Annotated in this window: 25 protein-coding genes; 6 read left to right on the forward strand and 19 right to left on the reverse strand. The window is 66.4% G+C overall.

Annotated elements, in window-relative coordinates; genetic code table 11:
• Positions 1-7: 7 nt before the first annotated feature.
• The 9 genes from AC13GA_RS05365 to pstS (AC13GA_RS05405) all read right to left on the reverse strand — a co-directional run bounded on the left by AC13GA_RS05365 (position 8) and on the right by pstS (AC13GA_RS05405) (position 8,212).
• The gene (locus tag AC13GA_RS05365; protein ID WP_136638641.1) at positions 8-763 is read right to left on the reverse strand and encodes an HvfC family RiPP maturation protein; all 756 of its coding nucleotides are present in this window, start codon (positions 761-763) and stop codon (positions 8-10) included.
• Positions 756-1,631, reverse strand: coding sequence for an HvfB family MNIO-type RiPP peptide maturase (locus AC13GA_RS05370; RefSeq protein WP_447781051.1), 876 nt, complete (start codon positions 1,629-1,631; stop codon positions 756-758). The genes AC13GA_RS05365 and AC13GA_RS05370 overlap by 8 nt, the downstream gene beginning before the upstream one ends.
• A complete protein-coding gene (locus AC13GA_RS05375) occupies positions 1,618-1,977 on the reverse strand; it encodes an HvfA family oxazolone/thioamide-modified RiPP metallophore (RefSeq protein ID WP_136638639.1) in 360 nt (119 codons plus the stop codon). Before AC13GA_RS05375 ends, AC13GA_RS05370 begins: the two co-directional genes overlap by 14 nt.
• Before the next feature lie 258 nt (positions 1,978-2,235).
• Positions 2,236-2,949, reverse strand: coding sequence for a phosphate signaling complex protein PhoU (phoU, locus tag AC13GA_RS05380; protein WP_136638638.1), 714 nt, complete (start codon positions 2,947-2,949; stop codon positions 2,236-2,238).
• A gap of 70 nt (positions 2,950-3,019) precedes the next feature.
• A complete protein-coding gene (gene pstB / locus AC13GA_RS05385) occupies positions 3,020-3,850 on the reverse strand; it encodes a phosphate ABC transporter ATP-binding protein PstB (protein ID WP_005408788.1) in 831 nt (276 codons plus the stop codon).
• Positions 3,851-3,869: 19 nt separating this feature from the next.
• Positions 3,870-4,733 (reverse strand): phosphate ABC transporter permease PstA, encoded by an 864-nt coding sequence (pstA, locus tag AC13GA_RS05390; protein WP_004151398.1) that lies wholly within the window; start codon positions 4,731-4,733, stop codon positions 3,870-3,872.
• Entirely contained in the window at positions 4,733-5,701 is a 969-nt protein-coding gene (pstC, locus tag AC13GA_RS05395) for a phosphate ABC transporter permease subunit PstC (protein ID WP_012510550.1), read from the reverse strand. Before pstC ends, pstA begins: the two co-directional genes overlap by 1 nt.
• A gap of 82 nt (positions 5,702-5,783) precedes the next feature.
• On the reverse strand, positions 5,784-6,872 hold the full coding sequence (gene pstS / locus AC13GA_RS05400) for a phosphate ABC transporter substrate-binding protein PstS (RefSeq protein WP_065722382.1): 1,089 nt from the start codon (positions 6,870-6,872) through the stop codon (positions 5,784-5,786).
• A gap of 323 nt (positions 6,873-7,195) precedes the next feature.
• Complete coding sequence (gene pstS / locus AC13GA_RS05405) at positions 7,196-8,212, reverse strand: phosphate ABC transporter substrate-binding protein PstS (protein WP_482997661.1); 1,017 nt, start codon at positions 8,210-8,212, stop codon at positions 7,196-7,198.
• 552 nt (positions 8,213-8,764) lie between these two features.
• Between pstS (AC13GA_RS05405) and AC13GA_RS05410 the strand changes: the two genes are divergently transcribed.
• Positions 8,765-9,997: a porin gene (locus tag AC13GA_RS05410; RefSeq protein ID WP_004151438.1), complete on the forward strand. Its 1,233-nt coding sequence runs from the start codon at positions 8,765-8,767 to the stop codon at positions 9,995-9,997.
• A gap of 80 nt (positions 9,998-10,077) precedes the next feature.
• Here the strand turns inward: AC13GA_RS05410 and nth are convergent, their stop codons facing one another.
• The 3 genes from nth to AC13GA_RS05425 are packed head-to-tail and all read right to left on the reverse strand — an operon-like array spanning position 10,078 to position 11,907.
• Complete coding sequence (gene nth / locus AC13GA_RS05415) at positions 10,078-10,767, reverse strand: endonuclease III (RefSeq protein ID WP_447781053.1); 690 nt, start codon at positions 10,765-10,767, stop codon at positions 10,078-10,080.
• A complete protein-coding gene (locus AC13GA_RS05420) occupies positions 10,767-11,120 on the reverse strand; it encodes a hypothetical protein (protein ID WP_447781054.1) in 354 nt (117 codons plus the stop codon). The genes nth and AC13GA_RS05420 overlap by 1 nt, the downstream gene beginning before the upstream one ends.
• A gap of 4 nt (positions 11,121-11,124) precedes the next feature.
• Complete coding sequence (locus AC13GA_RS05425; RefSeq protein ID WP_046984943.1) at positions 11,125-11,907, reverse strand: enoyl-CoA hydratase/isomerase family protein; 783 nt, start codon at positions 11,905-11,907, stop codon at positions 11,125-11,127.
• A 167-nt stretch (positions 11,908-12,074) separates the two neighbouring features.
• On the opposite strand from AC13GA_RS05425, the gene AC13GA_RS05430 reads away from it, so the two are divergent.
• The 3 genes from AC13GA_RS05430 (at position 12,075) to AC13GA_RS05440 (ending at position 14,724) form a co-directional block, all read left to right on the forward strand.
• Positions 12,075-12,776: an FKBP-type peptidyl-prolyl cis-trans isomerase gene (locus tag AC13GA_RS05430; protein ID WP_004151465.1), complete on the forward strand. Its 702-nt coding sequence runs from the start codon at positions 12,075-12,077 to the stop codon at positions 12,774-12,776.
• A gap of 245 nt (positions 12,777-13,021) precedes the next feature.
• Positions 13,022-13,825, forward strand: a complete 804-nt coding sequence (locus tag AC13GA_RS05435) for a CoA pyrophosphatase (protein ID WP_430766358.1) — start codon at positions 13,022-13,024, stop codon at positions 13,823-13,825.
• The gene (locus tag AC13GA_RS05440) at positions 13,822-14,724 is read left to right on the forward strand and encodes a sulfurtransferase (protein WP_253077619.1); all 903 of its coding nucleotides are present in this window, start codon (positions 13,822-13,824) and stop codon (positions 14,722-14,724) included. The genes AC13GA_RS05435 and AC13GA_RS05440 overlap by 4 nt, the downstream gene beginning before the upstream one ends.
• 313 nt (positions 14,725-15,037) lie before the next feature.
• Here the strand turns inward: AC13GA_RS05440 and AC13GA_RS05445 are convergent, their stop codons facing one another.
• Positions 15,038-15,604 carry an N-acetylmuramoyl-L-alanine amidase gene (locus AC13GA_RS05445; RefSeq protein ID WP_046984946.1) on the reverse strand — a complete coding sequence of 189 codons (567 nt, stop codon included), beginning with the start codon at positions 15,602-15,604 and terminating at the stop codon, positions 15,038-15,040.
• Between the two features lie 72 nt (positions 15,605-15,676).
• Here AC13GA_RS05445 and AC13GA_RS05450 point away from each other — a divergent pair, with 72 nt between their 5' ends.
• Both AC13GA_RS05450 and rlmKL read left to right on the forward strand, forming a co-directional pair.
• Positions 15,677-16,204 (forward strand): alpha/beta hydrolase, encoded by a 528-nt coding sequence (locus AC13GA_RS05450; protein ID WP_100434353.1) that lies wholly within the window; start codon positions 15,677-15,679, stop codon positions 16,202-16,204.
• Positions 16,205-16,348: 144 nt separating this feature from the next.
• Positions 16,349-18,487 carry a bifunctional 23S rRNA (guanine(2069)-N(7))-methyltransferase RlmK/23S rRNA (guanine(2445)-N(2))-methyltransferase RlmL gene (gene rlmKL / locus AC13GA_RS05455; protein WP_046984948.1) on the forward strand — a complete coding sequence of 713 codons (2,139 nt, stop codon included), beginning with the start codon at positions 16,349-16,351 and terminating at the stop codon, positions 18,485-18,487.
• A gap of 121 nt (positions 18,488-18,608) precedes the next feature.
• Here the strand turns inward: rlmKL and AC13GA_RS05460 are convergent, their stop codons facing one another.
• From AC13GA_RS05460 to AC13GA_RS05485, 6 genes are all read right to left on the reverse strand, one after another.
• Positions 18,609-18,938 (reverse strand): DUF3325 domain-containing protein, encoded by a 330-nt coding sequence (locus AC13GA_RS05460; RefSeq protein ID WP_253077617.1) that lies wholly within the window; start codon positions 18,936-18,938, stop codon positions 18,609-18,611.
• Positions 18,935-20,569 carry a PepSY-associated TM helix domain-containing protein gene (locus AC13GA_RS05465; protein ID WP_482997662.1) on the reverse strand — a complete coding sequence of 545 codons (1,635 nt, stop codon included), beginning with the start codon at positions 20,567-20,569 and terminating at the stop codon, positions 18,935-18,937. Before AC13GA_RS05465 ends, AC13GA_RS05460 begins: the two co-directional genes overlap by 4 nt.
• On the reverse strand, positions 20,566-20,880 hold the full coding sequence (locus tag AC13GA_RS05470) for a DUF3649 domain-containing protein (protein ID WP_482997663.1): 315 nt from the start codon (positions 20,878-20,880) through the stop codon (positions 20,566-20,568). The genes AC13GA_RS05465 and AC13GA_RS05470 overlap by 4 nt, the downstream gene beginning before the upstream one ends.
• Positions 20,881-20,987: 107 nt before the next feature.
• A complete protein-coding gene (locus AC13GA_RS05475; RefSeq protein WP_426353898.1) occupies positions 20,988-23,213 on the reverse strand; it encodes a TonB-dependent siderophore receptor in 2,226 nt (741 codons plus the stop codon).
• Positions 23,214-23,505: 292 nt separating this feature from the next.
• Positions 23,506-24,792: a DUF445 domain-containing protein gene (locus AC13GA_RS05480; RefSeq protein ID WP_136638794.1), complete on the reverse strand. Its 1,287-nt coding sequence runs from the start codon at positions 24,790-24,792 to the stop codon at positions 23,506-23,508.
• A gap of 118 nt (positions 24,793-24,910) precedes the next feature.
• Positions 24,911-25,789, reverse strand: a complete 879-nt coding sequence (locus AC13GA_RS05485) for a plasmid replication/partition related protein (RefSeq protein WP_046984954.1) — start codon at positions 25,787-25,789, stop codon at positions 24,911-24,913.
• Positions 25,790-25,838: the final 49 nt, after the last annotated feature.

Genomic DNA, 25,838 nt, shown 5'->3' on the forward strand with positions numbered 1-25,838 from the left:
AGGGGCGTCAGGGAGGAGCTGTGAGCGGGCCGATCACGCCGGCCTGCAGGAACTGCTGCAGCAATGCGGCTCCGGGTCCGGCCAGTACGTCTTCGGCCAGACCATGCGCGCTTGCCAGTTGCTGCAGATAGGCATGTCCATCGAGGCCAGGTTGTTCGCCGATGCTGGACAGCAGGTACACCGCCAGTGGACTGAGTGCGGCGAACCGAACTTCACCGTCAGCTTCGCGGCGCACCAGCAGGCCGGTCGGTTCGGCCGGCGGCTGCGTTGGCGCATCCTCTGCACCGAGTCGATGCACCGGCCACTGGTACAGCAGTGGCCAGGCCAGTGGTGAGCGCTGCAGCGGTACCTTCAGCGGATCGAAGTTGCCGGGTGCCGGCAGCGGCTCGGCCTGCAGCTGGTACAGCGCGGTCTCCACCCACTCGTAATGAGCAAGTTCGGCCAACGCCGGGTGCGGCAGTTGTGGCTGCGCCTGCAGCCACTGCACGAATTCGGCGGCTAGTTCGGTGAACAGCGGCGTCTGGCAGCGATGGGTGGCGAAGTACTGGCGGACCAGCGCACTCCAGGCCGGTTCTCCGAGCAGGCGCACGCAGACCGGGAAGCCGTTGCTCAACAGGCCGAGCAGGTTGTTGGACAGCAGCCGCTGGTATACCGCCACCCGCCGGGGTTCCAGCCCGGCCGGTGCGGCCACCGCCTGCGGATCACGCAGGTGCGCGGTGAACGCGTGCTGTTGTGCGCGCAGACTGTCGGGAGCATCAGCCATGCGCTTTCTCGGCGTGCGTGGCCTGCAGGCGGCGGATGGTCTGCAGCTCAGCCTGCAGTTCTGCATAGGGCGGGAAGTTGAAATCGCGTTCGAGCAGGGTCGGGCGCGCGCCGATGCGTGCATAGGTACGCGCCAGCAAATCCCAGACCGGGTCGATCACAGCACTGCCATGGGTATCGATCTTCAGGTCCGGGGCTTCGTCCAGGTGCCCCGCCACGTGCAGGCAGACGATGCGCTGCGCGGGCAGTCCGGCGATGAAGGTGTCGGCGTCATAGCCGTGGTTGCAGGCGTTGACGTAGACGTTGTTGACGTCCAGCAGCAGGTCGCAGTCGGCTTCGGCAAGTACCGCGTTGGTGAAGGCAAGTTCGTCCATCGCCGGTTCCGGTGCCAGGTAGTAGGAGACGTTCTCCACCGCGATGCGGCGGCCGAGAATGTCCTGCACGCGCGCGATGCGTGCCGCGGTATGGCGCACGGCTTCGTCGGTGAAGGGAATCGGCAGCAGGTCGTAGAGGTGGCCGTCGTCGCTGCAATAGCTCAGGTGTTCGCTGTACAGCGGCACGCGGTGCGTGTCGAGGAACTGGCCGACCTGCTCCAGCAGCTGCGTATCCAGCGGCGCGCTGCCGCCCAGTGACAATGACAGGCCATGGCAGCTCAGTGGATGGCGCTGTGCCAATTCGGCCAGTGCATCGCCGGCCGGGCCGCCGACATGGATCCAGTTCTCCGGCGCACATTCGAGGAAGTCGAAGTCACCGGCCGGCGCATCGCGCAGATCCTGCAGCAGCGCCCGGCGCAGGCCCAACCCGGCGGCCGCCGCACGAAGCGGCGACCGCGGGTGGACGACGCTGGCGCGGACGTCAGTGCTTGGCACCGCACTTGCCTTCGCCGCACTTGCCTTCGGCCGACTTCTTGTCGCCGGCCTTGGTCTTGGCACCCGCGGCAGCGCCGGTAGCGGCCTTGCCCTTGTCGGCGCCGCACTTGCCTTCAGCGCTCTTGCCGTCGGCACCACATTTGCCTTCGGCGTGCTTGGTCGCATCAGCGGCCATCTTGGTGTCCGCTGCCTTGGCATCGGTGGTGGCCTTGGCGGCCTGGCCAGCGACCAGATAGCCCTGGGCCAGGTCACTCATGCTCAGCGCCGAGGCGCTGGCGGTCATGCCCAGGCCAGCGGCCAAGGCGGTAGCAGTCAGCAGGGACAGGGTCTTGTTGGAACTGCTCATCGGTGGTGCTCCTGGGTGGTGTGGGCGGATGCCCGGGTAGCCGGCAGGGATGCCGGTGGAAGCGATGGTGCAGCGATCCTACTCAACGAATCCTCGCCAAGAACTCAAATTTTCGTGAGGTTTGTTACAGAAGGGGAGACCAGCGGCCCGGTAGGCCACGCCATGCGGGGATGAACCGCCGGAACGCCCAAAACAAAAAGGCCGCTGTCAGCAGGACAGCGGCCACCTTGGAGTCAACTCCGGTGTTGCAGTGCAGTATCAGATCTGGCCGGTGCTGGACGTCTCGTCGCGCTTTTCACGCGGCGGCAGCGGCTGCTCGCCATGCACCAGGAACCACACGTTCTCGGCGATGTTGGTGGCATGGTCGCCCACGCGCTCCAGGTTCTTGGCCATGAACAGCAGATGGGTGCACGGGGTGATGTTGCGCGGGTCTTCCATCATGTAGGTCAGCAGCTCGCGGAACAGCGCGGTGTACTGCGCGTCCAGGCGGGCGTCGTCCTCGCGCAGTTCCAGCGCGGCGTCGGCGTCATTGTCGCGGTAGGCGGCAATGGCACGGCGGACCTGCTGCGCGGCCAGGCGGCCCAGCGCACGCAGGCCCTGGATCTGCGGCAGCGGCGGCACCTTGCCCAGCGCGATCGAGCGCTTGGCGACGTTGGCAGCGTAGTCACCGATGCGCTCGATGTCGGCCGGAATGCGCAGGCCGGCGAGGATCTCGCGCAGGTCGCGCGCCATCGGGCCACGCAGCGCCAGGCGCATCACGTCGTGGCTGATCTGCTGCTCCAAGGCATCGATCGCTTCGTCGTTGGCGATGATGCGATGGGCAGCGTTCTCGTCGCGCTTCTCGATCACGTCCATCGCCGCTTCCAGCTGGGCGACGGCCATCTCGCCCATGCGCACGATTTCGGCCACCAGGCGCTGCTGCTCTTCGTCGTAGCTCTTGACGATGTGGTCGTTGGGAAGATTCATGTTCATTCCACTCTGTAGAGTCGAGCCTTGCTCGACTGACGTTGTCTGTAGAGTCGAGCCATGCTCGACTGACGTTTCAGCCGAAGCGACCGGTGATGTAATCCTCGGTCTGCCGCTGCGACGGCTGCGAGAAGATCACTTCGGTGCGGTCGTGCTCGATCAGGTCGCCCAGGTACATGAAGGCCGTGTAGTCGGACACGCGCGCGGCCTGCTGCATGTTGTGGGTGACGATCACGATCGTGTACTCGTGCTTGAGCTCTTCCACCAGCTGCTCGATGCGGCTGGTGGAGATCGGGTCCAGCGCCGAGGTTGGCTCGTCCAGCAGCAGCACCGACGGGCGCAGGGCCACCGCACGGGCGATGCACAGACGCTGCTGCTGGCCACCGGACAGGCCCAGTGCGCTCTGCCCCAGCTTGTCCTTCACTTCGTCCCACAGCGCGCCCTGGCGCAGCGCCTGCTCGACGCGGTCGGCCATGTCGGCCTTGCTCAGCTTCTCGTGGTGGCGGATGCCGTAGGCCACGTTCTCGAAGATGGTCATCGGGAACGGCACCGGCTTCTGGAACACCATGCCCACCTTGCTGCGCAGGCGGTTCATCGGGTACTTCGGCGACAGGATGTTCTCGCCGTCCAGCAGCACTTCACCACGCGCTTCCAGCTTCGGGTACAGCGCGTAGATGCGGTTGAAGATGCGCAGCAGGGTCGACTTGCCGCAGCCGGAGGGACCGATCAGCGCGGTCACGCGCTTTTCCGGAATCTCCAGGTTGATGCCCTTCAGGGCATGGAACTTGTCGTAGTAGAAGTCCAGTCCACGCGCAGCCAGCTTCACCGGCGACGGCGTGTGCAGGCTCTCGTGCGAGGACGGCACGGCGATGCGCTGCATCGGCACGGCGTTGGAAAGGTCGTTCATGGCGTTATCCACGGAAAGGTCAGTCATGGGAGATACGGTTGCGCAGCAGGATGCCGCGGGCGGCAAGGCTGACCAGCAACACGAAGACAGTCAGCACCAGGGCACCGGCCCAGGCCAGGACCTGCCAGGATTCATACGGGCTGCCGGCGAACTGGTTCATCACCACCGGCACCGAGGCCATCGGCTGGAAGATGTTGTTGTTCCAGTACTGGTTGCCGAAGGCAGTGAACAGCAGCGGTGCGGTCTCGCCGGAGATGCGGGCGAGTGCCAGCAGGATGCCGGTGATGATGCCGGCCGAGGCACTGCGGTACAGCACCTGCACGATCACCTTCCACTGCGGGATACCCAGCGACAGCGCCGCTTCACGCATCTGCGAGGGCACCAGGCGCAGCATCTCGTCGGTGGTGCGCACCACCACCGGCAGCACGATGAAGGCCAGCGACAGCGCACCGGCGAATGCCGAGAAGTTGCCGCCGGTCTGCATCACGTACAGCGTGTAGACGAACAGGCCGAGTACGATCGACGGCGCCGACAGCAGGATGTCGTTGACGAAGCGGACCACGGTGCCGGCCTTGCGGGCGTTGCCGTATTCGGCCAGCCAGGTGCCAGCCAGCACGCCCAGCGGGGTGCCGATGCCGATTGCCAGCGCACACATCACCGCGCTGCCGAAGAAGGCGTTGGCGAGACCGCCTTCCTGCATCGGCGGTGGCGTCATCTTGGTGAACAGATCCAGGTTGATGCCGGCCAGGCCCTTGGAGGCCAGGGTGAACAGGATCCAGCCCAGGAAGAACAGGCCGAACAGGGCGGTGGCGCAGGACGCGGCAATGGCGATGACATTGCCGATGCGGCGGCGCAGGTACAGCGAATCAGCGGTGCTGGACATCAGTTGCCCTCCTTGCGGGACAGGCGCATCAGCATCAGGCGGGCGATGGCCAGCACCACGAAGGTGACGATGAAGAGGACGAAGCCGAGCAGCAGCAGGGCCGAGCGGTAGGTTTCAGTGGCTTCGCCGAAATCATTGGCGATCAGCGCGGCGATGGTGGTGCCCGGTTCCAGCAGCGACGGCGACAGGCGCACGCTGTTGCCGATCACGAAGGCCACCGCCATGGTCTCGCCCAGGGCACGGCCGAGGCCGAGGAAGATGCCGCCGATCACCGCCGAGCGGGTGTAGGGCAGCACGATGTCCCAGCTCACTTCCCACTTGGTGGAACCCAGCGCATAGGCCGATTCCTTCAGGCGGGTCGGCACGGTCAGGAACACTTCGCGCATCACCGAGGAGATGAACGGAATGACCATGATGGCCAGCACGAAACCGGCGGTGAGCATGCCGATGCCCAGCGGCGGGCCCTGGAACATGGGACCGATGATCGGCCATTCGCCCAGGGTCTCGTTGAGGAACGGAGTGACGTACTCGGTCATCACCGGCACCAGCACGAACAGGCCCCACATGCCGTAGATGATCGAGGGAATACCGGCCAGCAGTTCGATGGCGGTACCGACCGGGCCCCGCAGCCAGCGCGGCGCGACTTCGGTGAGGAAGAAGGCGATGCCGAAGCTGACCGGCACGGCGATGACCATCGCGATGGCGGCGGTGACCAGGGTGCCGTAGATCGGTGCGAGGGCACCGAACTTGTTTTCGACCGGATTCCAGTCGGCAGAGAAGAAGAAGCTCAGGCCCTGCATCTGCAGGGCATGGCGGCCGCCCCACAGCATCGACAGCGCGGCGCAGGCCAGGGCGATGAGGACGAAGATGACGGTGCCGACCAGCACCCATCGGAACAGTTTGTCGTTGCGGGCATCACGCGCATCACGCGTGGACGGGGCGGCTACAGGCTGGGCGATGGCATTCATGGGGACGGCGGGGCCAGGAAGGGGCGGGGCGGCACGGCGTGGCAGAGGCGGTGCCCGCGCAGGGCGGGCACCGTCATGTCCATCACTTCAGGTCGGTCGCCCAGTAGGCCTCGATCTGCTTGACCAGGTCGGCCGGCAGCGGCACGTAGTGCAGCTCGTTGGCCTGGGCCTGGCCGTTCTCGAAGGCCCACTTGAAGAAGGCCAGGGTGTCCTGGTTGCGCTTGGCATCCTTCGGCTGCTTCTGCATCAGCATGAAGTTGGTGGCGGTGATCGGCCACGCCTGCTCGCCCGGGGCGTTGGTGATGACCAGGTTGAAGTCCTTGGCGCTGGCCCAGTCGGCGCTGGCGGCCGCAGCGGCGAAGGTTTCCGCGCTCGGCTCGACCCAGTTGCCGGCGGCGTTCTGCATGGCGGTGTACGGCATGCCGTTCTGCAGCGCGTAGGCCAGTTCGACGTAGCCGATCGAACCCTTGATCTGCTTCACGTACGAGGCGACGCCTTCATTGCCCTTGCCACCGACGCCGTCCGGCCACTGCACCGAGGTGCCTTCGCCGACCTTGGTCTTCCACTCCGGGCTGACCTTGGACAGGTAGTTGGAGAAGTTGAAGGTGGTGCCCGAACCGTCCGAACGGTGGACCAGGGTGATCTTGCCGTCCGGCAGCTTCACGCCCGGGTTGGCGGCGACGATGGCCGGGTCGTTCCAGGTCTTGACCTTGCCCAGGAAGATGTCGGCCAGCAGGGCGCCGCTCAGGCGCAGCTTGCCGCCTTCCAGGCCTTCGATATTGACCACCGGGACCACGCCGCCGATGGCGGACGGGAACTGCGCCAGGCCGGCCTGGGCCAGCTCTTCGCTGCTCAGCGGCTTGTCGGAGGAACCGAAGTCGACCGTGCCGGCCTTGATCTGGGCGATGCCGCCACCGGAGCCGATCGACTGATAGTTGATCTTGGCACCGGTGCTGGCGTTGTAGTCAGCCGACCACTTGGAAACCAGCGGGAAGATGAAGGAAGCGCCGGCACCGGACACTTCGGCGGTCACCTTGGCACCGGCAGCGGCCGGGGCGGCGGCACCGTCGGCAGCCGGCTGCTGCGCGGCCTGCTTGTCGCCACCGCAGGCCGACAGGCCCAGGGCAATGGCCAGGGAAAGGGCGGCGAGGCCGGCCGAGTGCAGTTTCATGGTCACTCCATAGCGGGGTAGAGCCGACGGCGTCGGCGGATGCGGCTATGAAATGATGTTTTTGTTACAGCCGTATTACGACCATGACAGAGGTGTCCTCGATCACGTTCCGACAAGGGTTTCACAGGGCTGGCTCCGACCCGGCAGGGGCCCGGAGACCCCGGATCTGCGCACCGACTCAACTACGGACCAGCGACAGCGCAGCGCCTTTCACGACCAACCCCAAAAAACAAGAAGAGCGCGAGATCTCGAGGATCTCGCGCCCGGGTGGGATCGGCGGGGGAGAGAGGGCCCGCCGATCCCATTCCTGCGGGGGAACGCGCTTACTTCAGGTTCTGCGTCCAGTAGGTCTCGATCTGGCGCACCAGGCTGTCCGGCAGCGGCACGTAGTCCAGCTGGCGGGCCTGGGCGTCGCCGCTCTTGTAGACCCAGCGGAAGAACTCCTGGGTGGCCTTGCCGTTGGCAGGGTTCTTCGGCTTCTTGTGCACCAGGATGAAGTTGGTGGCGGTGATCGGCCAGGACTCGGCGCCTGGCGCGTTGGTCATCACCAGGTAGAAGTCCTTCGCGCTGGCCCAGTCGGCGCTGGCAGCGGCGGCGGCGAACGAGGCGTCGCTCGGCTGCACGAACGTGCCGGCAGCGTTCTTCATGGCGGTGTACGACAGCTTGTTCTGCAGTGCGTAGGACAGTTCGACATAGCCGATGCCGCCCTTGATCTGCTTCACGTAGGCAGCAACGCCTTCGTTGCCCTTGCCACCGATGCCGGCCGGCCACTGGACCGAGGTGCCTTCACCGACCGAGGTCTTCCACTCCGGGCTGACCTTGGACAGGTAGTTGACGAAGTTGAAGGTGGTGCCCGAACCATCCGAACGGTGCACGACGGTGATCTTGGCGCTCGGCAGGGTCACGCCCGGGTTCAGCGCAGCGATGGCCGGGTCGTTCCAGGTCTTGATCTTGCCCAGGAAGATGTTTGCCAGCACGGTGCCGTCCAGCTTCAGCGCGCCCGGAGCGATGCCGGCAACGTTGACCACCGGCACCACGCCGCCGATCACCGACGGGAACTGGGCCAGGCCCGCAGCGGCCAGTTCTTCCGGCTTCAGCGGGGCGTCGGAGGAGCCGAAATCAACGGTCTTGGCCTTGATCTGGGCGATACCACCACCGGAGCCGATCGACTGGTAGTTGACCTTGTTGCTGGTGGCGGCGTTGTAGTCGGCCGACCACTTCGACATCACCGGGTAGATGAACGAGGCGCCCGCACCGGTGATTTCAGCGGCGTTGGCGGCGAACACGGACGACGCTGCGAAGACGGCAACGGCAACGCGCGACTTGAAGGCGTGGATCACGGGGTGGCTCCTGGGTTGATTGGGATGCGGGGTTACCCGCCCGGCGCACATTCCATAACGGTTCGATGACAGCGCAGGGACCGTTGTATGACGCAACCGTTACAGCGTTGTCCGGCGCCCGCACAGCAGGGGTGTGAAGGTTCTGCGTACCGCTGGCAACGTGATGACCGATGCGCCGGAGACGGGCGTGGCCCGGTTGCGATCACGCTCTATATGTCGCTGATGGCCTGTCCGGAGTGGTCGTCAATGCCGTCGCGGCCTGGCATTCCGCAGTGATGCTGCGTCATCCACGCGAAACCAGCGGTGCCGGTGAAGGTCCCGCAGCGACAGGTCCGCGCATGAACGCTGATACGTGACGCCATATGCCGCAAGGGATCGACAAGGATGTGGCGGCAAATGAGTCGTGCGCATGACCGCACGAAGAAATCTGTGGTTGGTGCTCAGGTTGTCATTCGGCTGTCATGGTTTTAACGGAATGTTCGCAAAACGCTTGACCGGCCTGCCGGCGTGGCGTTCTGCCCAAGCCATTCCAACCCTCTGGAGAAATCCAAAATGCGTTCCCATTTGCTCGCCGCCGCGGTCGTTGCAAGCCTCGGTCTGGTTTCCGCCGACGCCTTCGCAGCTCCCGCCAGCACGGGCGTATCCCAGGCACAGCTGCAGCAGCTGCAGGCGCAGATCGCTGCCCTGCAGGCCCAGGTCCAGCAGTTGCAGAACGATTCGCAGGCGCTGCAGGCACAGTCCGATGCGCAGTCCGAAGTGAACATCACCCAGGCCCAGGCTCTGGAAGGTGCACAGAAGACCCAGACCAGCGTCGACAAGCTGGCCAAGCTGGTCAATGACAACAAGATCGGCGGTCGCATGTTCTTCGACCTGACCAACATCGACAAGACCAGCAACGGCAAGGACACCGCCGCCAGCGGCACCGGTCTGGACGTCAAGCGCTTCTACCTGACCGTCGACCACAAGTTCAACGACATCTGGTCGGCCAACCTGACCACCGACTTCCAGTACAGCTCGGCCATCGGCAACACCGAACTGTTCGTCAAGAAGGCCTACGTGCAGGGCAGCTTCGACCCGGCCTTCAACCTGCGCGTCGGTGCCGCCGACATGCCGTGGATCCCGTACGTCGAGAAGTTCTACGGCATGCGTTATGTCGAGAACACCCTGACCGATCGCCTGAAGTACGGCAACTCGTCCGACTGGGGCCTGCATGGCTTCGGCAACCTGGGCAACAACTTCAACTACGCGGTCTCGGTCGTGTCCGGCGCCGGCTACAAGAACCCGACCCGCAGCAAGGGCATGGACGTGGAAGGTCGTGCGGCCTATACCCCGAACGAGAACTTCGTGGTTGCCGTCGGTGGCTACAGCGGCAAGCTGGGCAAGGAAACCGACATCCAGAGCGCCGAGAACACCTACACCCGCGCCAATGCGATGGTCGCCTACGCCAGCAGCGACTTCCGCGTCGGTGGCGAGTACTTCCAGGCCAAGAACCTCAACAACGTGATGACCGTTGCTACCGACAAGACCAGCGGCTGGTCGGTGTGGGGCAGCGTGCGCGTCACCGACGGCGGCATCAACGTGTTCGGTCGTTACGATGACACCGACGTCAGCAAGACCCTGGACCCGACCCTGAGCGACAAGTACTGGAACGTCGGTGTCGAGTTCCCGGTCATGAAGAACCTCAAGCTGTCGACTGTGTACAAGTACACGCACCTGGCCAACGCCGGCGACAAGAAGAACGACAAGACCAAGGAATTCGGCGTCTGGGGCGACCTGTCGTTCTGATCACCTGAAGCACCTTGTCTGCAAACGAAGACGGCGGGCCTTGTGCCCGCCGTCTTTGTTTTGTCACACCACGAACGCGGTCACGCCTCGGCCGTGGTCTTTTCCTTGAACCGGCACAGGTCGGCGATCACGCAGCCCGGGCAATCCGGCTTGCGCGCCTTGCATACATAACGTCCGTGCAGGATCAGCCAGTGATGCGCGTCGAGCAGGAACTCGGCCGGAATGGCCTTCACCAGTTTGTCTTCCACTTCGCGCACATTCTTGCCAGGTGCCAGGCCGGTGCGGTTGGAGACGCGGAATATATGCGTGTCCACCGCCATCACCGGCTCACCGAACGCAGTGTTGAGCACCACGTTGGCGGTCTTGCGGCCCACGCCCGGCAGCGCTTCCAGTTCATCGCGATCGCGCGGAACTTCACCGCCGTGCTTCTCCAGCAGGATCGCGCAGGTGGCGATCACGTTCTTTGCCTTGGCATTGAACAGACCGATGGTGGCGATGTACTGCTTCAGTCCGTCCTCGCCAAGTGCGAGGATCTTTGCCGGGGTATTGGCCACCGGGAACAGGCGGCGCGTGGCCTTGTTGACGCCCACGTCGGTGGCCTGCGCCGACAGCGCGACCGCCACCAGCAGTTCGAACGGCGAGCTGTATTCCAGCTCGGTCTTCGGGTGCGGATTGAGTTCGCGCAGCCGGGTGAACATTTCCACCACGTCGGCGCGCGGCATCACGCTGCCACGGCGCGCAGGTGCGCGCGCGGTCTTCTTCGCGGCCATTACTGTTCCTTGCCGGTGGCGCGGGCCTTGGCCCGGGCGAGAATCGCGGCCGCTGCGGCGGGCAGTGCGGGCTTCATATCCGGTGCCGTGGCGGGCGTGCGCCTTGCGTCGCGTTCGGCCTCACGCCGCGCCAGACGCACGGCACGGGTGCGGTAGCGTTCGCGTGCGGCCCAGGCGTTCTGCAGCTGCTGCTGGGCCTGGTGCAGGCGTTGTGGAAGCTCCGGGTGGCCGGGTACCAGCTGTTCGTCGCCGGTACGGGCCACATAGTCCATCAGGCCGGCCTGCAGGGCGCCATCGAGATCGTCTGCCTGGACCCGGGCGAACAGTTGCGCGGGGTTGGGTCGGGATGCCATGGCGTCAGCGGTTCTGGAAGGCCGGCGGGCGGCGCTGCAGGAACGCGCTGGTTCCTTCGCGCATGTCCTCGGTGGCGAACAGCAGGCCGAACTGCGCGCTTTCGTACTCCAGCCCCGCTTCCAGGCTGCATTCGCCACCAACGTGCACGGCATCAAGCAGGCCGCGCAGGGCCAGCGGCGCCGAGCGCGCCAACTGGCGGGCGACGTCCTGCACGCGATTGTCCAGTTCGGCGGCGGGGACCACCTCGTTGACGATGCCCAGTTCCAGCGCACGCGCCGCGTTGATCGGAGCACCCAGCAGGCACAGTTCCAGGGTGGCGGCGCGGCCGCACAGGCGCAGCAGGCGCTGGCTGCCACCAAAGCCGGGAATCAGGCCAAGGTTGATTTCCGGTTGGCCGACCTTGGCGCTATCGGCGGCGATGCGCAGGTGGCAGGCCATCGCCAGTTCCAGCCCGCCGCCCAGCGCAAAGCCGTTCACACGGGCGATGACCGGCTTGGGCATGCGTTCGATCTGGCGCATCAGCGCCTGGCCCAGCAGCGAGAAATCACGTCCCTGAACCGCACTGAGTGTGTTCATTTCGGCGATGTCGGCGCCCGCCACGAAGGCCTTCGGGCCGGCACCGGTCAGCACCACCACGCGCACCTCCGGGTCGGCGGCGGCGGCGCTGAACGCCTCGGCCAGGGCCTGCAGGGTCGCGGCGTTCAGGGCGTTGAGCTTGTCCGGGCGCTGGACGGTCACGGTGCGGATGGCGCCGTCGTCGGCGACAGCGATCAGGGCATCTGCCACGGGGAAACTCCAGAAACGTTAAAAAATAGTGATATTGAACTCTGCAAACGCAGACGGGTCATAGCCTGCATCGTGAGTAGCGGTTACACGTTGCGCCCGTTATCCTAACCCGTCGCCTCAGGGCGGCGCAGAACGTCCCTGAGTTACCACCCCTGGAGAACTGTTTGATGAAGTTGCGTTCTATCGCGGTCGCCGTCGCGGCCCTGGCCCTGACGGGCAATGCCTTCGCCCAGGACATCGCGTCCGAGAAGGGCAAGCTGAGTTATTACTTCGGTTACGACTACGGCAACAACCTGGCGGAGCTGACCGGTCGCGGTGAGCAGCTGGACATCAATTCGGTGGTGAAGGGCCTGCAGGACGCCTACGCCAAGAAGCAGCCGGCCATCACCGCCGAGCAGCTGAAGCCGGCCGTTGAAGCGTTCCAGAAGCGCGAGCAGGGCCGTGCCCAGGCTGCCAAGGCCGAGTACGAAAAGGCTGCTGCCGAAAACAAGACCAAGAGCGACCAGTTCATCGCGGCGAACAAGGCCAAGGCCGGCGTGCAGTCCCTGCCGAGCGGCGTCCAGTACCGCGTGGTCGAAGCCGGCAAGGGTGCCAAGCCGACCCAGGCCAGCACCGTGCAGCTGGAAGTGGCCGGTCCGTTCCCGTACGGCCAGCGCCCGACCGAAGCCCGCCCGGCCCAGCAGATCCCGTCGATCAAGGTCAGCGAAGTCGAAATGAAGGCCATGCGCGAGACCCTGCTGCAGATGCCGGCAGGCTCGAAGTGGGAAGTCACCCTGCCGCCGGACCAGGCCTACGGTGCCGACCCGCGCACCCCGTTCCCGCCGAACGTGGCTGTGCAGTTCGAGATCAAGCTGGTCAGCGTCAAGTAACAAACAGCGTCAACATCAACGCGCCGGTGATTTCACCGGCGCGTTTTTGTTTGCGCGCGGTTGCAGAGTCGACTGTCAGTTGACTGCTCTGCGGCCAGCCTGGGGAAATCCCTGCGCTACGCGCGATAGTCGACTGACAGTCGACTCTACCGTTCACGCTCCACCTCGCAGCCAGCGTGCCGCGCGCCGCATCTTCACCCCGCGCAAATCCAGCCTAATCGCGCTACTGTTGCCGGGTGCAAACAATGGAAGAAACGGCGCGTGTTGTCGCAAGTCCCTGCATCGGCGTGTGCAAGCTGGATCCAGACCGGCAGTGCACCGGCTGCGGGCGGCATCTCGATGAAATCGCACGGTGGTCGTCGATGAGCAACGACGAACGCAGTCGCATCCTGCATCGCGTGCAGCCATTGCGCGAAAAACTCCAGCAATCCCTGCGCGGCTCACTGGCCGACCATCACCGTCTGATGCGCGCGCTGCATCCGCTGGCCGATCCCCCCGCGGGCGATGGCTGGAACCGCAGCGAACTGATCGACCTGCTGCCGCCGGGACCGCCAGTGGAAGCGGCGGTGCTGGCCGGTATCGTGCCGCGCGCCAACGGTGCACAGGTGATCCTCACCCGCCGCACCGAAACCCTGCGCACGCATGGTGGCCAGGTTGGATTCCCCGGTGGTCGTACCGAACCCGATGACCGCGACGCACTGGCGGCCGCACTGCGCGAGAGCCAGGAAGAGATCGCGTTGGCACCTGGCCAGGTGCAGGCATTGGGCTATCTCGATCCGTTCGTGACCATCACCGGCTACCGGGTCACCCCGGTGGTGGCGGTGGTCGATCCGGATTTCGTGCCGGTGCCGCAACCCAGCGAAGTGGCCGAGGTGTTCGAGGTGCCGCTGGACTACCTGATGGCCGCCGACAACCTGCGCCAGGTCGAAATCAATCATCGCGGCCGCGTCCGCCACGTCCTCGAATACGGCTGGCCGGGCCAGCGTATCTGGGGGGCGACCGCGGCCATCCTGTACAACCTGCGTCGCCGCCTGGAGCAAGTGCAATGAAGCCGATCGATCCGCCGTGGACCACCCTGGTCGATGTCGCCACCCTGGCCGCTGCCCTGGGCGAGGACGTACGCGTGGTCGACGCGCGTGCCACCGCCAGCACGGCAGTGCGCGTGGTCGATGCGCGTTCCTCGCTGGCCGATCCGCAGGCCGGCAGCGGCCAGTACCTTGCGGGGCATGTTCCGGGCGCGGTGTATGCCGATCTCAACCGCGATCTGTCCGATCTGGGGCGCGTCGGCCACGGCCGCCATCCGTTGCCGGACAGCGATGCCTTTGCCGCGACGCTGGGTCGATGGGGTATCGGTCCCGACACACAGGTGGTGGTCTACGACGGCAGCGACGGCAGCATGGCCGCCTCGCGTCTGTGGTGGCTGCTGCGCCTGATCGGGCACGACAAGGTGGCCGTGCTCGACGGTGGCATCGCCGCCTGGCAGGCCGCAGGTCATGCGTTGGCAACCGGCCAGGGCGAAGTAACGGCGCTGCCGGCTTACCCGGGCCGTTTCGACACTGCTCAGATCGCCAATGCCGACGAAATCACCGCCCGTTTGAAGCATGCGCCGGGTTGGCTGGTCGACGCACGCGCGGGCGAACGCTTCCGTGGTGAAGTGGAGCCGCTGGATCCGGTCGCCGGCCATGTGCCCGGTGCGGTCAACCGTCCGTTTGCGCTGAACGTAGTCGACGGCCACCTGCGCGATGCACAGGAACTGCGTGCCGAACTGCAGGGCGTGATCGGTAACCGCGATCCGCAGCAGGTGGTGCTGATGTGCGGCTCCGGCGTGACCGCCTGCCACCTGTTGCTGGCGATGGAAGCGGCCGGTCTGTCCGGCGCACGCATCTATGCCGATTCCTGGAGCGGATGGGTGAGCGACAGCAGCCGCCCGGTCGCGACCGGCGCCTGAGCCGCGCGGGGTCGGATCAGTTTCCCAGCGGAAACGGTTGTGCCCCCATCGACCGACCCCATCGAATGCAGATTGGGGTCAGAGCCCGTTGCGTAGCAACGGGATCCGACCCCGGGTATCCGGCAGATCGCGGAGATCTGTCGAAGGCGGGGTGGGTCCGGTTGCGAGGGTGTCCGCGGCATGGATGCCGCGACCAAGCCCCCATGGATGGGTTTACGGCGTCCCTCGCAACCGGACGCACCTCGCCATCCCACGCAATGCCAGCGTTTGACGTTGACGTTGCCTCTGCAGGTGCAGGGCGCAGCCCTGCTGCTTACTCCAACCCCTGCAGCGGCACCTTCGCCAGAATCCGTGCCCACGGGAACAACGGCCCCGGGTCGCGCTTGCGCGCCACCATCAGCGCCGGGTCATCGCTGGCCGGCACCTGCTCCAGGTCCAGCTGGTCGTGCCCGGCAATCCGCCGCAGCGACGGGTAGCGCGCTACCAGCGCCAGCAGCAGCTGCTCCAGCGCCTGCAGCTGCGCCTCGGTGTAGGCCTCGTCCATCGCCTGCTGGCGGCTGTCGAACCAGTGCGGGTAGCGGCCGGTATTGACCAGCTCGATGCCCAGCGTGTGTGCGTTCATGCCGCGCACGTGGTGGGCCACGCGTTCCGGTGCCACGTACTGCACCACGCTGCCATCGCGGTCGATGTAGAAGTGACCGCTGTTGCCGGCGCCGCTGTCGTACAGCACGCGCTCGCCGTACTCGCGGGCCATCGCCAGATCGGGCAGCTCGGTGCAGTGGATCACCACCATCTCCAGCGTGGCCGGGTCGCGCAGCGGCAGGCGGTCTTGGTAGGGCAGGGGCTGCAGCTGCAGGCCGGGCAGGAGCGGGTTGGGCATCTGGCGATGCTAGCATTGCGGCATGAACCTGCCTTTCCTTTCCTCGTTGGCCCGCTCGCCTGGAGCGCGCGCATGAGCCGCGGCCATTGCATCCTGTCCCACGGTTTCGAGAGCGGCCCGGAGGCGACCAAGGTCACCGCGCTGGCCGACGTGGCGCAGCGCCTGGGCTGGACCCATGAGCGCCCGGACTACACCGACCTGGACGCGATGAGCGAGGTCAGCCGGGTGGGCGACGTGCCGACCCGCCTGCGCCGCCTGGTCGAACGCACCGCCATCGCCGCCCAGCAGGGTCCGGTGGTGCTGGCCGGCTCCAGCCTGGGCGCCTATATCTCCGCCATCGCCTCGTTGCAGGTGCCGGTGGCCGGCCTGTTCCTGATGGTGCCGCCGACCACCATGGGCCCGATGCCGGCGCTGGACGCCGCGCCGGTGCCGACCACGGTGGTGCAGGCCTGGCATGACGAGGTGGTGCCGGCCGCAGGCGTGATTGCCTGGGCCCAGGCGCGTTCGGCGCAGCTGCTGCTGGTCGACGACGGCCACCGCCTGGAACGGCATGTGGAGGCCTCTGCGCAGGCCTTCGAGCGCCTGTTGCGCCAGCTGTGAAGCCCGGGCGCACGGCGCGCCCGCCCGCATTGACTACAATGGCAGCCCCGCCGCCCCCGGCGCGGGCCTGCCGGCCGTGTCCACGGCCCTCCCTCTTGAATGGCCCGGCTTCCTGCCGTGCCTGACCACCTGTGAACCGATCCCGTGAAATTTTTTGTCTCCTGCGCCAAGGGCCTGGAATACCTGCTTGCCGATGAGCTGTCGGCCCTGGGCCTGGAAAAGGCCACTGCTACCATTGCCGGCGTCAACGCCGAGGGCGAACTGGAGCAGGCGCTGCGGATCGTGATGTGGTCGCGCCTGGCCAGTCGTGTGCTGTGGCCGATCGATGCGTTCGAGTGCCCGGACGAGCAGGCCCTGTACGACGGCGTGCGCGCCCTGCCGTGGCACGAGCACATCAAGCCGGAAATGACCCTGGCGGTGGATGCGCACGTGTCCGGCGACAAGATCACCCATGCGCGCTTCGCTGCGCAGCGGATCAAGGACGCCATTGTCGACCGCATGCGTGACGAAGGCCTCGAGCGCCCTTCGGTCAACACCGACCTGCCGGACGTGCGCGTGAACCTGTCACTGCGCAAGGGCCGTGCCTCGCTGTCGATCGACCTCGGCGGCGGCTCGCTGCACCGCCGTGGCTGGCGAGGTGCCGCCCACGAGGCGCCGCTGAAGGAAAACCTGGCTGCCGCGCTGCTGCTGCGTGCGCAGTGGCCGCGCCTGCACGCCGCCGGTGGTGGCCTGCTGGACCCGATGTGCGGCAGCGGCACGCTGCTGATCGAAGGTGCGCTGATGGCCGCCGACGTTGCGCCCGGCCTGATGCGCCACGGCAGCCTGCCGCCGAGCCGCTGGCTGGGCTTCGACAAGGCCGCCTGGAAGACCATCCAGAGCGAGGCACGTGACCGCGAAGCAGCTGGCCTCGCCGCGCTGAAGCCGGTCATCCACGGTAGCGACATCGACCCGACCGCGATCCAGGCGGCGCGCGAGAACGCTGAAGTTGCCGGCGTCGCCCACGCCATCCGTTTCACTCGCGCAGACGTAGCCGACCTGGCTGCGCCGGAGCAGGAAATTGGCGCGGTAGTCTGCAATCCGCCGTACGACGAGCGCCTGGCCGCCGATCCGGCGCTGTACCGTGCGCTGGGCAACGCGCTGCAGAAGGCGGTGCCGCAGTGGCGTGCGAGCCTGCTGTGCGGCAACGACGAGCTGGCCTTTGCCACTGGCCTGCGTGCGGGCAAGAAGTACCAGATGTTCAACGGTGCGCTGGAATGCGCGCTGATCATCTGCGACCCGATCGCCGTGCCCGGACGCGACCCGGCTCAGCCGCGTGAGCTGAGCGAAGGCGCGCAGATGGTGGCCAACCGCCTGCGCAAGAACCTGAAGAAGTTCAAGAGCTGGCGCGCCCGGGAGGACATCACCTGCTTCCGTGCCTACGATGCCGACCTGCCCGAATATGCGGCGGCCATCGATGTCTACGAAGAAGACGGTGGTCAGCGCCGCACCTTCCTGCACGTGCAGGAATATGCCGCGCCGGCCGCGATTCCAGAGAACGACGTGCGTCGTCGCCGCAACGAACTGCTGGCCGCTGCACGGGAAGTGTTCGGCGTGCCGCCGGAGCAGGTGTCGATGAAGTCGCGTGAGCGCGGCAAGGGTGGCAGCAAGTACGGCCGTTTCGAACAGCGTGATGAATTCATCGTGGTGCGCGAGAACAATGCGCTGCTGCAGGTGAACCTGTTCGACTACCTTGATACCGGCCTGTTCCTCGACCATCGCCCGCTGCGCCGGATGATGGCCGAGCAGGCGCGTGGCAAGCGTTTCCTCAACCTGTTCTGCTATACCGGCGTGGCCAGCGTGCAGGCCGCCGTGGCCGGTGCGGCCAGTACCACCAGCGTCGATCTTTCGGCGACTTACCTGCAGTGGTGCTACGACAACCTGGCGTTGAACGGGCAGGGTGGCAACCAGCACCTGCTGGTGCAGGCCGATGCGATGGCATGGCTGGAAGGTGACCGCGGGCAGTACGACGTGATCTTCTGTGACCCGCCGACGTTCTCCAACTCCGCGCGTGCCGACGACTTCGACGTGCAGCGCGAGCAGCTGAAACTGCTGCGCGCAGCAGTGGCGCGACTGGCGCCGGGTGGCGTGCTGTATTTCTCCAACAACTTCCGCCGCTTCAAGCTGGAAGAGAACGCCATCGCCGAATTTGCCCAGTGCCGCGAAATCACCGCGCGCACCATCGGCCCGGATTTCGAGCGCAACGCGCGCATCCACCGTGCGTGGGAACTGAAGCGGTTGGGGTAAGCCGACGCCCGGGGGCGGATCCCCCTGCGCGAAGCGAAGGGGCTCTGACCCCATCCGGATCTACGTACCAGGGGTCAGATCCCTTGCGCTGCGCGCAAGGGATCCGGCCCCGGTGGCTCTGCTACACCAACGCCACCAGCAGCCCGATCACGGGCAGTGCCAGGGCCAGTGGTGCGATCCACTTCGGCCGGTACGGATACAACCCGAACGACAACACCACGCCGCCCACGGTCATCACGCCCAGCCACAGTACCGGGCCCATTGCCCAGCCGTGGTCGACCACGCACAGTGCAAACGCTACCGTCAGTAGCACCCAACCCAGCACCCGCCATTGCGTGCGACGTGCCGGCGCGGCCGCGGCCTTGCCATGCAGGTCATGCTGGTGTTTCTCCATCGCCAGCGACAACGCGGTGAACGCAGAGAACGACAGGGTCAACGCCAGCAACATCATGCGCTGGCCTCCGCTTCGGCGGTTTCCGCAGCGTCCACCGGGGCCTTGGGCGCCGCCGCCGCGGCACGCTTCTTCTTCTCGGCCGCAGACAGCGGCGGCGTCCAGCGCTGCATGCGCCAACCGCACAACGCCAGCATCGCACCGAAGGCGATCATCGACAGGTCAAAGCCGGCCAGCACCCAGTCGCCGTTGCGCAGGGTGTTGCCCAGGTGCGCATGCGTGGTCAGTGCATTGACCACCGGCACCAGCGCGAACGCGGCCGCGCCCAGGTACAGCTGCCATGCCCACATCATCCGCTTGGGCCAGATGAAGGCGGCCAGTAATGCCGCACCCCAGGCATAGAAGAACGTGTTGGCCTCGGCAGTGGAGCGTTCGGCGATGTCCAGCGGCAGCAGGCGATTGCCCCAGAAGTACGCGGCGAACGCGATCGGCAGGCCGGCGACGGTGCCGATGTTCAACGCGTCGACCAGGCGCAGGCCGAAGCCGATGCGGCCACTCTTGGCGTGCTTGGGTCGTTCCTTCACCGCCCACAGCACCACGCCGCTGGCGACCATCAGGCAGCCGACCAGGCCGGACAGGAAGAACAGCGCACGCAGGCCCCAGTCGGCGAAGCGCGCCAGATGCAGGCCGTACAGCACACCACGGGTAGCGGTGGCGCCGCCGGACGGCGGCGTCTCTTCCAGCAGCGTGCCGTTGACCATGTCGTAGCGCACGGCCGGGGTGTCGGTGGACAGGCGCTTGCCGTCACGCTGGCGGATGTCGATCACCGCATTGGCGGCGCCCGGATTGGACACAGTGAAACCGGCCACTTCCACGCCGTGCCAGTGTGCACGCGCGCTGTCCAGCAGCTGCGCGATCGGCAGCGGCGTGACGTGGCCTTCGGCAGGTGCAGTCACCTCCGGCATGCCGCCGAAGGCTTCGCTGAAGAACTTGTCCTCGTCCTGTGGGTAGGCGACTTTCACCCCCCACGGCAGGTACATGATCATCAGGGTGACGATGCCGGTGTAGGTGATCATCGCGTGGTAGGGCAGGGCCATCACCGCGCTGACGTTGTGGAAATCGAGCCAGGACCGCAGGCCCTTGTCCTTGCGGAAGGTGAAGAAGTCCTTGAAGATTTTCTTGTGGGTGATGACGCCGGTGATGATTGCCACCAGCATGAACATCGCGCAGAAGCCGACCAGGTAGCGCGCCCACAGCACCGGGATGTAGTGCAGGTCGAAATGCAGGCGGTAGAAGAAATCACCGCCTCGGGTCTCGCGGGCCTTCAGTGCCTGCCCGGTGTTCGGGTCCAGTGTTGCGTCGCCGAAGCCACCGCGACGGCCACGGCTGGGGTCGGCCAGCTCCGGCGGCAGCCGCCAGAACATCTGCATGGCGGGGTTGCGCGGCTGCGGCAACGTTACGAACCAGTTCTCGGCCTGCGCGGCATTGGCCTGCAGGTAATCCACGGCACGCTGCGCGGCGACGTCGATGCTGACGTTGGTGGAGGGCAGCTCAGGACGCATCCAGCGGCTGATTTCCTCGCGGTAGTAACTGGCCGTGCCGGCCATGAAGATCAGCAGGAGCAACCAGCCGACCAGCAGGCCGGTCCAGGTGTGCAGCCAGGCCATCGACTGGCGGAATCCATTCTTCATGCCCAGGCCCCCAGCATGCGCGCGATGGCTGCCATCAGCAGGGTGGGGGCGAGGATGCCGACCCACGCACGCAGCGCGCTGCGGGTGGCGAACGCCCACAGCGCCGCACAGGCGGCCACCAGAATGGCCAGCAGCATGCCGGTCAGCACGGTCTGGCCACGTGCGCCGGGCAGGACCACCGCGCAGAACACGCTGGTCACCGCGGCCAGCGCGTAGCCGCCGAAGATCGCCGCCAGCGAGCGTGACAGCACGCCCCAGCGCGGGTTGGAGAAGAAGGTGCGGGGGCTGGCGGTTGCGGGCGAGCGGTCCACGGCATTCCTGCAGGTTTCAGTGAAAAGGAACCGGCGCACCGCAGCGCGCCGGGGTTGGCCATCCGTGGCCGGGCACCGGTCGCAGAACCGGTGCCATCCATCGAGGGTCAGAGCTTCCAGCGCAGCGTCACGGTGACATTGCGTGGTTCGCCCCAGAACACGCCGTCATAGAAACCGACGCGGTTGTAATACTTCTTGTCCAGCAGGTTGTTCACGTTTACCTGCGCGGTGAAGTTCTCGTTGAAGCGATAGCCCGCCGACAGGTTGAGCAGGTAGATGTCGCCCTGTTCGATTGCCACGCGGTCGCGCTTGCCGCTGGTCAGGAAATCCGCACGCGGCTTGTTGCTCAGGCTCCAGATACCGCTCTGCCAGGTGGCGCCTCCGCCCAGCCAGAAGCGGCCTTCAGCGCCGCCCGGTCGCCAGCTGGCGTTGAGGCGGAACAGATCGACCGGGATGACGGTGTTCTGGCGCACGCCCTGCGCATTGCGGCTGACGGTGTGGGTGAAGCCGGCCGCCAGGTTCCAGTTCTCACCAAGGCTGCCTTGTGCTTCGATCTCCCAGCCCTTGACCTTGTTGCCCTTGCCGGTGGAGCGGTAGGCACTGACCCCACCCGGCAGCGAGTTTTCCGGCACCGAGTCGTCGAGCTCGGCAACGTTGTCCTTCTGGCCCTTGAACACGGCCGCGGAAGCATTCAGCAGACCGTCGAAGAACTCGGCCTTGACGCCGGCCTCCCACATGTCACCGACCACCGGTTCGAGGTAGTTGTTGTCCCGGTCACGGTAGTTCTGCGGCTGGAAGATGTCGGTGTAGCTGACGTAGCCGCTGAAGTAGCGGTTGAAGTCGTAGATGAAGCCGGCGTACGGAGTGAGCGAGTCGTCCGGCTTGTAGCCGCCGCGACGCGTATCGGTCAGGCGACCGGCGGCGTCATGGGTGTAGTTCCAGGTGCGCGTTTCCCAGCTGCCGTAGCGCGCGCCGAGCACCGCGGTCAACGGATCGGCCAGCTGCAGGCGCGTCGCCAGATAGGCCGCGCGCTGGCGCAGTTCGTCTTCAGAAGCCAGATAGCCCAGGCGGGTGACCTGCAGCGGCGCGACGTCGCCGTTCCAGCGGTGCCAATCCGGTACACGGGTGTAGCTGTCCGGGTAGGCAGCGGTGTCGGTGGCAGGCACGTCACCCTTGCGCACCGATTGGCCGAAACCGAGCACCAGCTCATGTTCGCGGCCGAACAGCCGGAACGGACCGCCAACGTTGAAGTCGAATACCTGCATGTCGCCGTTCTCGCCGAAGCTGCCGACGAAGGCGCTGATGCCGCTGCCATCGGCATTCGGGTAGCCGGAGGCCCCGTACCACACCGCACCGTCGGTTTCGCGCTTGGAGCGGGTATAGGCGGCTTTAGCGGTCCAGCCGTTGCCCAACTGCTGCTCAAGGCGTGCGAATGCGCTCTTTTCGATGATCGGCCAACTGCTCCAGCGGGCGGACAGGTTGGTCGAGCGCGGCAGGTTGGCGGGCTGGCCATCGGACCCCCAGTACGGCACCACGCCCCAGGTCACGCCTGTGGTGCGCGGCGACTGGTATTCGTAGCCGGCCTCGAGCAGGGTCGTGTCGGTAATGTCGGCCTGGACGATGCCGTAGAACACGTCCTTGTCCAGTTTGTAGACATCGCGGAACGAGTCGCTCTGCTGTTTGGCCGCCACCACGCGCGCGCGGATGCGGCCGTCGAGCGCAACCGGGCCACCGAGGTCGGCTTCCAGGCGCTGGTTGCCCCAACGCCCGAGGGTCAGGTTGGCGCTCATCTGGAAGCTGTCGGTAGGACGCTTGCGCACGAAGTTGATGGTGCCGGACGGATCGCCGGCACCGGTGGTCAGGCCGGTTGCGCCGCGCACCACTTCGATGCGGTCATAGATCACGCTGTCGGTGTTGGTCTTGATGTACCCACCGAAGGTGTTGAGCATCCCATCGACCTGGAAATTGGTGATGTTGTAGCCGCGCGAGACGTAGTTGATGCGCTCGCTGTCGGTGACCGATACCGCCACGCCGGTGACCTGGCCCATCACATCGGACAGCGAGAACAGGCCCATGTCGTCCAGGCGCTGGCGGGTGACCACGGTCATCGACTGCGGCGTCTGGCGCAGCGACAGGCCGAGCTTGGTGGCCGTGCTGGCACGCTTGACCGTATAGCTGTCGACGATATCGCCGTCAGCGGTGACCTGGACCGTATCCAGCGTGCGCGCGGAAGGATCGGCAGTGCCGTCGGCGTGGGCCAGCGGGGCGATCATCAGTGCGGTCACGGCCAGGGCCAGCAGAGTGGGACGAGGGTGGTTCAGCGGCATTGCCATCGGTGCGATTCCATGCAGGACGAAACAGGCGATGGAATGCGCAGACGCAGCAGCCGTGCGCTCCGCGCACGTCGCCCAGCGAGTCCCATCGACGGTGCGCCACCCGTGTAGTGCGGGCGACCCGGTAGTCGGGGGATGTACACGGGCGAAGGGGCGGGTGGGTGCGTGCTTCCGTGCCCCGCTTGGCTAAGCGTACAACCGATCGGCAAATGATAGGCATTCGCATTTCGTTAATCAAGCGTGATGAATTCCGGCCTTTGCGCAGGGCGGGGATCGACTACCGCACGGGCGCCTAGAACCTGAACACCACCGTCGCTGCGTGCAGCAGCAGGCCGATCAGGCCGCCCACCAGGGTGCCGTTGAAGCGGATGAACTGCAGGTCGCGGCCCACGCTCAGTTCCAGCTGTTCGACCAGATGCCGCTCGTCCCAGCTCTTTACGGTCTGCGCGATGTGCGCGGTCACGCCTTCGCGCAGGCGGCCGGTGAGGCGCTGTGCGCCCTCCAGTAGATGCTGGTTGAGCGCCTCGCGCAGGGCCGGGTCGGCCTGCAGGCTGCTGCCCAGCGAGGCGAGGCTGCGCTGCAGGTGGCCGACCAGCGCCGAGTCTTCGCGCTGCAGGTCGCTGCGCAGGCTGGCGTGGATGCGCGCCCACAGACCCTGCACGTAGTCCTGCAGGGCCGGGTGATCGATCATTTCCTGCTTGAGCTGTTCGACGCGTTCGGCCAGGGCCGGGTCCTCGCGCAGGCGCTGCACGTAGTTCTGCAGCCAGCTCTCGTAGTCCTGGCGCAATGGATGCTGCGGCTCGGCCAGCACCTGCTGCAGTTCTTCCAGCACCGCACGCGCCAGTCGCTCGGCCAGGCTGTCGCCGATCTCGTCGATCGGCTTGACCCAGTTCACCGTGCTCGACAATGTCGGCCATTCGCGCTGGATGTAGCGCACGATCAGCTGCGAGGCGCGCTCCTTCACTTCCGGCTGCTCCAGCCAGCGGCCCAGGCGCTGCAGGCCCTCGTCCAGCACGCGCTGGTGGCGGCCATCGGCGGTCAGCAGGGCCAGCAGCTCACCGGCGGTTGAGGCGGCATTCCACTGCCGCAGCTGCTGCACCACGAACGCATGGAGCTGCCGGCGCACGGCGGCTTCGTCGAAGAAGTCCAGCGCCTGCAGCGCCCAGCCGCGGGCCATGTCGGCCAGCATCCGCGAGCGCGCCGGATCGGCCAGCCAACTGCCGAGGCGGCTGGCCGGATCGAACACCTGCAGCTTGGCCAGCAGCACCTGCGGCTCCAGGAACTGGTCGCGCACGAACAGGGCGAGGCTGTCGCCGATGCGTTCCTTGCTGCGCGGGATGATTGCCGTATGCGGGATCGGCAGGCCCATCGGCCGCCGGAACAGGGCAACGACCGCGAACCAGTCGGCCAGTGCGCCTACGGCTGCTGCTTCGCAGAAGGCCGAAACCCACGCCCAGATGCCGCGCTCGCCCTGCCAGTGGCTGACCGCGAAACCGGCCAGCATCAACAGCAGCAGGCCCAGCGCGAGGGCTTTCAGGCGCCGCAGCTGTGCGCGGCGCGGATCGTTGGCAGGCGTCATGGCGGAAGTCTAACCGGCACGGCATGAGCATCTGGTAGTGCCGGCCGCTGGCCGGCATCCGCAACGCACCCGGTACGTTCATGGGGTTGCCGGCCAGCGGCCGGCACTACCCGTTGCTTCAGAGCGCTTCGAGCTGCTTGCGCAGCGCGGCCAGCTGTGCGCGCAGGGTGTCGTTCTCGCGGGTCAGCGCGACCACGCGGCGGCGCAGCGCCGGGGCATCCTCGCCAAGCTGCTCCAGTGCCGACAGCACCTCGGCGTCGCGGCTGGCGATCTGCTCCTCGTCCGCTTCCTCGAAGTCCATCTCGGCTGCTTCCGGCTTCGGTGCGCGCGGCTTGCGCTTGGACTCGCGCACGCGCTTGGCGGCCTGCTTCAGCTCGTCCTTGCCACCAGCGGCAGCGGCGCGCTGTTCGTCTTCGGGCAGGTCCGCCACGGCAGCGGCGGCGCTGATCGAGATCACGCCGGCCTTCACCGCTTCCACTACCTCGGCCGCGGCCTGGGCGTGGATGCGTTCGATCATGCCGACCTGGCTGGTGCTCAGCTTGGCCTCGCGCGCCAACTCGGCACGGCTGATCTTCGGCGCCGGTTCCCACGGCGGGCTGTCCTCACCGGTCTCCTCGACCGCCTCGGCGGTGCCGTCGCTCTCGCGCTGCAGCTGGGCCTGCTCGACGTGCTTGCGGGCGGCCAGGATGTCACGCTTGCGCAGCGCCAGCACGCCGCGCTGGAAGTCGGACACGCTCCGGCGGCCCAGGTGCTGCTCGATCATCCACAGGTGCACGTCTTCCATGCTCTGGAAGCGGGTGTTCTGCACGGTATTGAAGGGCAGGCCATGCTTCTGGCAGATGCCGAAACGGTTGTGGCCATCGACCAGCACATCACCCCACAGCACCAGCGCATCGCGGCAGCCCTCGGCCAGGATGCTGCGCTCCAGCGCGTCATGTTCGTCCGCGGTCAGCGGGTCGATGTAGGCCTTGAGTTCTTCTTTGACGACGATATCCATGGGCACGGCAACGAGCAGGAGCGGAACCGACCATTGTACCCGCTCGACG

It is taken from the genome of Stenotrophomonas sp. 22DLJC03 (assembly GCF_056861405.1).